The organism is Roseateles sp. P5_B10, assembly GCF_056400485.1.
Map to the genome: position 1 here is coordinate 1 of NZ_JBFULE010000494.1, position 3,960 is coordinate 3,960.

The window sequence follows — 3,960 nt, forward strand, 5'->3', positions numbered from 1 at the left end:
GGACTCGGCCAGGCGTATGAAGCGGTGCTGGGTGCTGGCGCGCACCAGGTATTCCCAGTCGTCAGTCTGCTGGTTGTCCGTCAGGAAGCCGCCCATGCGATCCCAGGCGCTGCGCCGCCAGATGACCGAGGAGGGCAGGGCGTAGTTGTCGAGCACCAGCACGGGGTAGATCCAGCCGGACCGCGACTCATCGATGGTGCCCTGCCGGGTTTGCCTGAAATAGTCGGGCCGGGGCTCGCCATGCCAGACGTCGAATGCCGAATAGCAGAAGTCGTGATCCGGCCTGGCCTGCAAGGCCTGCAGTTGCAGGCGCAGCTTTTCCGGGTGCCAGAGGTCGTCGGCATCCAGCAGCGCGACGAATTCCGAATCCGTTTCGGCCATGCCGCGATTGCGCGAGCGCGACATGCCGCGGTTTTCCTGCGAGATGACGCGCACGCGGGCGTCGTCCAGGGCGGCATTCGCGGCCGTTGCATCCTTGGAGCCGTCGTCGATGACGGTCACCTGCAGATCGGGGAAGGTCTGGCCGAGTGCCGAGCGGACGGTGTCGGCAATGAAGGCCTCGGCGTTGTAGGCAGGGATGACGATGTTGACGCGCGGCATGAGGCTCAGCGGGAGGTCTGCGAGGGAGTCGAGGCGGCCTGAGTGGCAGACGCAGCGGACGCGGCGGCGTCGGGGCCCTCGGTCGGCTCGGGATCCTTCCAGCGGCCGACCGAATTCAGTCGGTCGCGCAGCTCCGGCCTTGTCATGCCCATGGCCATGGCGCGGTGCGCCTGGGCCAATGCCTTGTCGTAGTCCTTCATGTCGAAATACAGCAAGCCCGCGTTGAATTGCGTCAGCGGGTTGTCGCCGGCCTGCTCCACCACGTAATCGAGAGACTTGCGCGCGTCGTCCATGCGATTGCGCCGGATCAGATAGCTCACGTAGAACATCCGGAACACCAGGTCGTTCGGTACGAAAGCCATGCCGCGGGCGTAATAGCACTCGACGGTCATGTCGGTGCCTTTGGCGGGATCCGATTTCTCCTTTTCCGCCAGGCGTTCGACGGACTGGATGGCGCGTGGATGGTTGGGAAATACCGCCAGCGTGTATCCGATGTCGTTGCCGAATGGGCCGGTAGCACCTCGGGTCAACGTCTCGACGCCATGCGTGAAATGCGCAATCTCGACGATGTAGCGCTGCGACTGGTGGGCCGTGCGGTAATCGAAGGGTCCATAGGTGTTGTGCGTTTCGCCACAGCCAGGCGGCGCCAGCGCCGGGCGCTGCATCTGCGCGGAAACCGGCAGCGTGGCCAGCGCAACGGTCAGGGCCAGCAGTGCTCGGCCGGCGCAGTTCATGGGGTTCAGATTGCTAGGCATCGCGTCCTCAACCAGTCCAAACAGATGCGACATTGGGAGTCCTGGTCCTGTATCGCCGAAAACGTGTGATCGGCCGTGGGCATGTCGTGCAGATCCAGCGTCGGGCGCACGAGCAGACCCTGCCAAGCCGCCGAGGACCGGGCAAAACCAACGAACTCCCGGGCAGTGTAGTCATCGCCACTGAGGATCAGCAGCACCGGTCCGTTGAAAGCGCGCAGGCCGGCGGCCATGCGATCCTGGAAGCTGCGCGAGTCGGTCTTGGGCTTGCCGGCGCCGCGGGCCAGGCGCAGGTTGCCGCCCAGGGTGCGCAACGCCGTCAGGCCCACGCCACCGCGCAGCAGCTTGAGCCAGAAGCCCTTCTCGCGCAGCCGGCGCCAGTAGTAGTGCTTGACATGGGTCTGCGCCAGCGTCGCGGCGGAGCGGGCCCAGGGATTGAGCAGGGCCACGCCGGCGACGCGCGGGTCGCCGGTCGATTCCAGGTAGAGCAGGGCGGCCGAGGCCGCGTCGCACAGGCCCCAAAGCACCACACGCTTGAGGGCCGGGCGGGCCGCCAGCAGCGCGGCGATGGCCGCGGCGATGTCGGCGTCGACGCTCAGGAAGTCGCGCGTCTCCCCGGGGCTGTCCCCCATGCTGCGGTAGTCGAAGCGCAGAGCGGCAACGCCGTGGTTCGCCAGATGCCGGGCCAGCAGCGTGAACTGGCGATGGCTTCCGACGCGGTACTGGGGGCCGCCGACGACGATGACCACGCCCACCTCGGCGGGTGCGGTGTTCGCCGGTTCGGCCAGGATGCCGATGAGGCGCTCGCCCTCGCAGTCGAAGTTCAGCACCGATTCCTTCATGACAAGGCCTCCGCGGTGCGGGCAATCAACTCGGGCGCCAGCTCGATCTCGCTGGTGGCCCAGAAGCCCGGCCCCTGCACGATCTGCGGGCGTACCGCCCAGCCGGCATCCTGCCAGGCCTTGATGGCCTGCTCGCTGACCGGCGTCAGCACGGCGTCCTCGCGGGTGCTGAGCTCCAGCCACTCGACCCGGCAGGGCGTGCCGGCGGGCGCGAGCTTGGCGGCTTCCAGCCCCAGGGCGAGTGGCGCGCCCAGCCGGTAGCCGGCGACCTCGACCGGGCGGCCCGCGGCCAGTTCGGTTTTCATCTGGTCCATCTGGCCCTTGTTCGCACCGTTGGCCATCTCGGCGGCCAGCTTCAGGCGCAGGAACTGCTGCAGTGCCAGCTTGCCGTTCGTCATCGGCTGCCAGAACAGGTAGTTCACCGGCCGGCCCCAGTCGGCGGCGGCAAGCAGGCAGCCGGCGCGCAGGCCCCAGATCCACAGCGGTGCCTGAACCGAGTCAGGCACGCGGGCATCCAGGCATTCCAGGCCCAGGCGCACATCGGCCTGCCAATCGGCCCAGCCCGCATCGCCAAAGTCGGCGGAGGAGTCGCCGCAGCCGCGCAGGTCGATCTGCAAGACCGCGTGGCCTGCCTGGGCCAGCGCGCGGCAGGCCAGGGTGGCCATGCGGCGCGACTTGTTCATCTCCTCGGCGAAGGGATGCAGATAGAGCACCCGGCTGCGTGGTGTACCTGCCGGTGCATGGAACAGGCACAGCCGCTGCTCGCCGCCGGCTGGCAGGAAGAAGGCGTCGATTGAGGCTTTCAAGCTGCGCGGGTCTTGCTGCGGTTGAGCCAGTCCTGCAGCGCCTTGAGCCAGGCCCACCGGTAGGCGGTCAGGTGGAAAAGCTGGCGGCTGTTGTCGGTCCAGCGCGTATGCCACTCCATCACGCGGCCAAAGAACTCGATGCGCTTGAAGCGGCCTTCGTCGAAAAGAGCTTTGAACTCCTCGGCGCGCATCAGCGTCGACGGGGACACCGCCTGGTGGGCCTGCTGATAGGCTGTCTTCAGGATCACCAGGCAGTCGTCCTGGTGCACGCACAAGTCCATCGCGACGACTTCGTCGCCGAACCAGTAGCGGTAGATCCGGGCCCGCCCGGCTGCTGCTGCGCTTTCCAACGCCTGGCGGTAGAAGTGCCCCTGGATGCCGTCCACGGAAATGGCGGTGCCGAGCTCGGCCTTCCAGCCGCTGCTTTCCAGCGTGCCGTACTGTTCGATGGCCAGCGCGACCGGTCCGGGCGTGTCGATCATCTCCAGCCGCGGCGTCACACCGGTGGCCTCGACCTTCTTCAGCTGCTTGCGGGTGTTCTGGCGCAGGTTCTTGCCGCGGCCCTCCCAGTAGGCCTCGAAACCGGTCTCGACGTCGACCCAGGCCGTGTCGATGTAGTGCTGGTGGCGCAGCCGCGCGCTGTTGAAAGGCCCGACGTGGGCCAGCGAGTCCAGTTGCGTCAGCCCGACGGTCAAGGCCAGGCCGGGCAGCGCCCGCAGCAGGGACTGCAGAGACGCCTCCAGGCTTTCGTCCTCCGGCAGCAGCACGGGTCCCAGCGGCAGCTGGGACGGCTGGAAGCTGTTCCAGCGACCCTGGCCCTGGGGCTGGATCAGCAGCGCCGCCGTCCAGCCCGTGCCGTCCTCGCGATAGGCGAGCAGCTCTCTACCCTGGCCGAACTGGTCCAGCAAGCACAGCAGGAAATCGCTGCGCAGGAAGGCATGCGGCAACGCCTTCGCCTGC

The 3,960-nt window shown here is 67.5% G+C and carries 5 protein-coding genes; all 5 read right to left on the minus strand.

The features are described from left to right. Positions 1 to 600 (minus strand): glycosyltransferase family 2 protein (locus AC1DU6_RS22585; RefSeq protein ID WP_477859747.1); only part of this gene is annotated, 600 nt, incomplete at its 3' end. A gap of 5 nt (positions 601 to 605) precedes the next feature. Next, positions 606 to 1,334, minus strand: a complete 729-nt coding sequence (locus tag AC1DU6_RS22590; RefSeq protein ID WP_056195881.1) for a tetratricopeptide repeat protein — start codon at positions 1,332 to 1,334, stop codon at positions 606 to 608. A 5-nt stretch (positions 1,335 to 1,339) separates the two neighbouring features. Beyond that, entirely contained in the window at positions 1,340 to 2,194 is an 855-nt protein-coding gene (locus AC1DU6_RS22595) for a hydrolase 1, exosortase A system-associated (RefSeq protein ID WP_457324384.1), read from the minus strand. Next, positions 2,191 to 3,000 carry a hydrolase 2, exosortase A system-associated gene (locus AC1DU6_RS22600; protein ID WP_457324385.1) on the minus strand — a complete coding sequence of 270 codons (810 nt, stop codon included), beginning with the start codon at positions 2,998 to 3,000 and terminating at the stop codon, positions 2,191 to 2,193. The genes AC1DU6_RS22595 and AC1DU6_RS22600 overlap by 4 nt, the downstream gene beginning before the upstream one ends. Continuing rightward, a partial coding sequence (locus tag AC1DU6_RS22605) for a GNAT family N-acetyltransferase (RefSeq protein WP_477859750.1) occupies positions 2,997 to 3,960 on the minus strand: 964 nt, incomplete at its 5' end. The genes AC1DU6_RS22600 and AC1DU6_RS22605, both read right to left, overlap by 4 nt.

Bases quoted from the DNA above. Each gene is read 5' to 3' on its own strand.
- AC1DU6_RS22595 (WP_457324384.1), bottom strand. From the start codon at position 2,194: ATGAAGGAATCGGTGCTGAACTTCGACTGCGAGGGCGAGCGCCTCATC.
- AC1DU6_RS22590 (WP_056195881.1), bottom strand. From the start codon at position 1,334: ATGAACTGCGCCGGCCGAGCACTGCTGGCCCTGACCGTTGCGCTGGCC.